Below are 4796 nucleotides of genomic sequence, written 5' to 3' on the forward strand. Positions count from 1 at the left end.
CCTCGTGCGGCAATACCGCAGGGCCAGCGGATGAACCAGGGCCAGCAGGTCATGAGTGGCCTGCTCGTCCCCTTCGACGGCGCGCCCGACGAGGGCGCCGATCGGCCCCGTGCCCCCGGGAGCGCCCTTGGCGGCTCCTGGGTTCTCCTCATCGCGCGGCATCCATCCATGGTGCCTCGGGCCCGGTGGCTCCGTGGCACTGCGTCCGTAGTTGTGCGCTGAAGCGTTATGAGCAGGTGCGCCGGCTGTCGTCACGTCCTGCGCTCTCCCCTCACGCCCGACCGACTCGTCCCCGAGGAACTCCACACCTTCAAGGATGCGGCATCGCGCGGGGAACTGGTACAGGCCACCGCGACAGGGCCCGCCGCGCACGCTCTCGCCCCGCCCGCCACCCGGCGGGCGGGGACCGTAGCGCCCCCGCTGCGCAGCACGTCAGAACGGTCGTGGCCGAGTCAGCGGACCAGACCCCAGCGGAAGCCGAGGGCCACCGCATGGGCCCGGTCGGACGCGCCGAGCTTCTTGAACAGCCGGCGTGCGTGCGTCTTGACCGTGTCCTCGGACAGGAACAGCTCACGGCCGATCTCCGCATTGGAGCGGCCGTGGCTCATGCCCTCGAGCACCTGGATCTCCCGCGCGGTGAGGGTGGGCGCGGCGCCCATCTCGGCCGAGCGCAGCCGGCGCGGGGCCAGCCGCCAGGTGGGGTCGGCGAGCGCCTGGGTCACGGTGGCGCGCAGCTCGGCGCGCGAGGCGTCCTTGTGCAGATAGCCACGGGCGCCGGCGGCCACGGCCAGCGCGACGCCGTCGAGATCCTCGGCGACCGTGAGCATGATGATCCGGGCGCCCGGGTCGGCGGAGAGCAGCCGCCGCACGGTCTCGACTCCGCCGAGACCGGGCATCCGTACGTCCATCAGAATCAGATCCGAGCGGTCGGCGCCCCAGCGGCGGAGGACTTCCTCGCCGTTGGCCGCCGTCGTCACACGCTCGACGCCGGGCACGGTCGCCACCGCACGGCGCAGCGCCTCTCGGGCAAGCGGGGAGTCGTCGCAGACGAGGACGGATGTCATGGCCGTCCTCCGCAGCTAGTGCGCGTCACCTTGAGCCTCCAGGCTGGTACATATCGTCACCTGAGCGATTGACAGCCCCGGATATCTGTCCGAGAGCTTTACCCATCAACCGCCTCCGCACTCTCAACGACGGTCACCCGAAAGAGTTACGGGGTTCGGCGGCCACCTTCGACACTCTACGTGAGGGCCCGGACACGGAGCAGCTTCGTGGCACAGGTCGCGCGCTTCGCGTCTCCCCCATAGGGCAGCCCCCGAGGCAGTCCCTTCGGTGGCATTTGGCGACCTTGCTTCCAATTTGCGGGTCTGTGTGGCTAGATTCGCAATGAGTCATATTTACATCTACTTACACCGTAGGTGTACGACCCAGGACGCAGCGTCCGCAGCCGATCGCATCGAGGAGATAAGGCAATGGCAGATTTCTCCCGTCTTCCCGGCCCGAATGCCGACCTGTGGGACTGGCAGCTCCTGGCCGCGTGTCGCGGGGTCGACAGCTCGCTCTTCTTCCACCCGGAGGGGGAGCGCGGCGCTGCCCGCAGCGCGCGCGAGATGTCGGCGAAAGAGGTGTGCATGCGCTGCCCGGTACGCGCGCAGTGCGCCGCGCACGCCCTCGCCGTACGCGAGCCTTACGGAGTGTGGGGCGGACTGACCGAGGACGAACGCGAGGAGCTCATGGGGCGGGCACGCCACCGCGCGGTCGCCGGCACCGGGGCCCCCGGATCCTGATCGGAACCCGGTCGCAGCCAATCGAAGAAACGTTCCTTCCGCTCACCACCCGGTGCGCGAAAACGCCCGCTCACCTGCGGGCCGCCTGCTCCAGCCGGTCCAGCGTCGCCGCCACCGCCGGGACGCGCGCGAGGTCGGGCAGGGTCAGCGCCACCACTTCCCGGCGCACCGCCGGTTCGACCTCCAGCGTCGTGGCGCCCTTGGTCCGTACGGACTCCAGCGCCAGCTCGGGCAGCACCGCGACCCCCAGCCCGGCCCCGACCAGGCCGATGACCGTCGGATAGTCGTCCGTCGCGAAGTCGATCCGCGGCGTGAACCCCTCGGACTCGCACACCTCCACCAGATGCCCCCGGCAGCGCGGGCAGCCCGCGATCCACGGCTCCCCGGCCAGCTCGGCGATGCCCACCGCCCCGGCGCCCGCGAACTTGTGCCCCTCCGGCACCACGCCCACCAGCCGGTCGTTCAGCAGCGGCCGCAGGACCAGATCGTCCCACTCGCCCGAAGCCTCCTCGCCCATCTGCGGATACCGGAAGGCCAGCGCGATCTCGCAGTCGCCCGAGCGCAGCATCTCCACCGAGCCCGGCGGCTCGGCCTCCACCAGCGAGACCCGGGTCCCCGGATGCGCCGCGCGCAGCTCGGCGAGCGCCATGGGCACCAGGGTCGAGCTGCCGCTGGGGAAGGACACCAGCCGCACCCGGCCCGCCCGCAGCCCGGCGATCGCCGCGACCTCCTCCTCGGCGGCGGTCAGCCCGGCCAGGATCCCGGTGGCATGCCGCACCAGCGCCCGGCCCGCCTCGGTCAGCCGCATCTCCCGCCCGCTGCGGATCAGCAACGGGGTGCCGGCGGCGCCCTCCAGAACCTTCATCTGCTGGCTGACGGCGGGCTGGGTGCAGCCCAGCTCACGGGCGGCGGCGGAGAAGGAGCCGGTGGCGGCCACCGCGCGCAGCACCCTGAGATGGCGGGCCTCGATCATGCCTCCGAGCATAAGCGACCCTTGGGGATGGGCCGGGATATTACGTCGACGCTTTGACCGCCCTGCCCTACGGTGCGGTCATGCTGCATACTCCAGCCGTTCTCACGGTGAATCTGGGCCGCGCGATGCGGACCGACTACACCGACTGCCCCACCGGCACCGGTATCGACAAGCGGCCCGTCGAACGCCCGGTGCGGGTCGCGGCCCCGGGGCCGAAGGGCCAGGGCCGAAGCGGTCTGTCCGGTGACGATGTCTGCGACACCCGCCACCACGGCGGCGACGACCAGGCCGTCTACGCCTACGCCCGGGAGGACCTCGACGTCTGGGAACAGGAACTGGGCCGCGAGCTGGCCAACGGCGCCTTCGGCGAGAACCTCACCACCAGCGGCATCGACGTCAGCGGCGCCCGCATCGGCGAGCGCTGGCGGGTGGGGAACGAGCTGCTGCTGGAGGTGACCTCACCGCGCATCCCCTGCCGTACGTTCGCGGGGTGGCTGGGCGAGCGGGGATGGCTCAAGCGGTTCACCCAGGCCGCCGTCCCGGGGGCGTATCTGCGGGTGCTCGAACCCGGCGAGGTCCGCTCGGGCGACCCCGTCGAGATCGTGCACCGGCCCGACCACGAGGTGACGGTCGCCTTCCTCTTCCGCGCCGAGACCACCGAGCGGGAGCTGCTGCCGAGGGTGCTGGTGGCGGGCGACGCACTGCATCCGGAGGCGCGGAAGGCCGCCCTCAAGTACCGGTCCGGCTGACGGAAGTGCTCATTCCGGCCCAGATCGCTCGCGGTCCCGCTCGGCGGTCCGCCCGGCCGATAACGTGCGCGTATGACGACTGCATTGATCACCGGAACCACCGCGGGCATCGGGGCCGCGTTCGCGGGCCGGCTCGCCGCCGACGGCCACAATCTGGTGCTCGTCGCACGCGACGAGAAGCGGCTGCGGGAGCAGGCGGCGGATCTGCACGACCGGCACGGCGTGGAGGCCGATGTGCTGGTGGCGGACCTGTCCGAGGATGACGGAATCGCCGCGGTCGAGGCCCGGCTAAGGGACCGCACCCACCCGGTCGATCTGCTCGTCAACAACGCCGGTTTCGGCAACCGCGACCGCTATCTGGAGGTGCCGATCACCGATGAGCTGCGGATGCTGAAGCTGCACTGCGAGGCGGTGCTCCGACTGACCAGCGCGGGCGCCGAAACGATGCGCAGCCGCGGGCGCGGCGGGGTGATCAACGTGGCGTCGATCGCGGCCTTCTTCCCGCGCGGAACCTACGGGGCGAGCAAGGCGTGGGTCGTGCAGTTCACCCAGGGCGCGGCGAAGGACCTGGCGAGCGCGGGCGTACGGATGATGGCGCTGTGCCCGGGGTTCGTCCGTACGGAGTTCCACGCGCGAGCGGGAATCAAGCGGGAGAGCGTGCCGAGCTGGCTGTGGCTGGACGCGGACCGGCTGGTCACGGCGGCGCTGAAGGATTTCGCCCGGGGCAAGTCGCTGTCCATTCCGGACCCGCGCTACAAGGCGATGACCGGGCTGGCCAAGCTGGCCCCGCGCTCGGCCATCTCCACCCTCTCCTCCAAGGTCGGCCGCCCCCCGGCCAAGTAGCCCTCCCGGGATCACCCGCGCCGGGGCCGCACACCGGGTGCGGACCGTGGTATGCGGCTCCGCCGCGTGGGGGGGGGGCTCCGCCCCCTCACCCCCGCCGGGGCTCCGCCCCGAACCCCGCTCCTCAAACGCCGGAGGGGCTGAAATTCACGCCCCCGGGACGGACAGACGCCCCTGGGCCACCGGTGGGCAGCCGCCGACGAGACGGGAGGGGGCGGGGTCGCAGGGGTGGTGTCCTGGACGCTCTCGCATATTTGTGGCGCCAATCTCCGGCCCACTCCACGCCCCCGGGCACCGGCGCCGTAAATATGCGGTCCAGGGCGCCGCACCGGAGGCCCCGCCCCCGGCACCCACCACACAACCGGGGGCGAACGACGAAGGCGCGGCCGCCCTCAGGGCGGCCGCGCCTTCGCGCAGCACAGCGGCGACGTGCAAACGTCAGTG

General features: G+C 71.8%; 5 protein-coding genes and 1 pseudogene. 3 read left to right on the forward strand and 3 right to left on the reverse strand.

The features are described 5' to 3' along the window. Both KN815_RS51720 and KN815_RS37525 read right to left on the reverse strand, forming a co-directional pair. Window positions 1–162: pseudogene (locus KN815_RS51720) on the reverse strand (RNA polymerase sigma factor ShbA); the annotation flags it as partial. A gap of 290 nt (window positions 163–452) precedes the next feature. Beyond that, window positions 453–1064: a response regulator transcription factor gene (locus KN815_RS37525; protein ID WP_003948568.1), complete on the reverse strand. Its 612-nt coding sequence runs from the start codon at window positions 1062–1064 to the stop codon at window positions 453–455. A gap of 408 nt (window positions 1065–1472) precedes the next feature. Between KN815_RS37525 and KN815_RS37530 the strand changes: the two genes are divergently transcribed. After that, window positions 1473–1787, forward strand: coding sequence for a WhiB family transcriptional regulator (locus KN815_RS37530; protein WP_014054233.1), 315 nt, complete (start codon window positions 1473–1475; stop codon window positions 1785–1787). 70 nt (window positions 1788–1857) lie between these two features. On the opposite strand, the gene KN815_RS37535 is transcribed toward KN815_RS37530, so the two are convergent. After that, window positions 1858–2760: a LysR family transcriptional regulator gene (locus KN815_RS37535; RefSeq protein WP_216346310.1), complete on the reverse strand. Its 903-nt coding sequence runs from the start codon at window positions 2758–2760 to the stop codon at window positions 1858–1860. Window positions 2761–2840: 80 nt separating this feature from the next. On the opposite strand from KN815_RS37535, the gene KN815_RS37540 reads away from it, so the two are divergent. Continuing rightward, entirely contained in the window at window positions 2841–3509 is a 669-nt protein-coding gene (locus tag KN815_RS37540; protein ID WP_216346311.1) for an MOSC domain-containing protein, read from the forward strand. A 72-nt stretch (window positions 3510–3581) separates the two neighbouring features. Continuing rightward, window positions 3582–4352, forward strand: a complete 771-nt coding sequence (locus KN815_RS37545) for an SDR family NAD(P)-dependent oxidoreductase (protein ID WP_216346312.1) — start codon at window positions 3582–3584, stop codon at window positions 4350–4352. Window positions 4353–4796: the final 444 nt, after the last annotated feature.

The sequence above is a fragment of the Streptomyces niphimycinicus genome, from assembly GCF_018883605.1.
GTDB classification, from domain to species: domain Bacteria; phylum Actinomycetota; class Actinomycetes; order Streptomycetales; family Streptomycetaceae; genus Streptomyces; species Streptomyces niphimycinicus.

What these genes read in the sequence shown, in the direction of transcription:
- KN815_RS37535 (WP_216346310.1), bottom strand. Translation starts at nt 2,760, where the DNA reads ATGATCGAGGCCCGCCATCTCAGGGTGCTGCGCGCGGTGGCCGCCACC.
- KN815_RS37530 (WP_014054233.1), top strand. Translation starts at nt 1,473, where the DNA reads ATGGCAGATTTCTCCCGTCTTCCCGGCCCGAATGCCGACCTGTGGGAC.
- KN815_RS37525 (WP_003948568.1), bottom strand. Translation starts at nt 1,064, where the DNA reads ATGACATCCGTCCTCGTCTGCGACGACTCCCCGCTTGCCCGAGAGGCG.
- KN815_RS37540 (WP_216346311.1), top strand. Translation starts at nt 2,841, where the DNA reads ATGCTGCATACTCCAGCCGTTCTCACGGTGAATCTGGGCCGCGCGATG.
- KN815_RS37545 (WP_216346312.1), top strand. Translation starts at nt 3,582, where the DNA reads ATGACGACTGCATTGATCACCGGAACCACCGCGGGCATCGGGGCCGCG.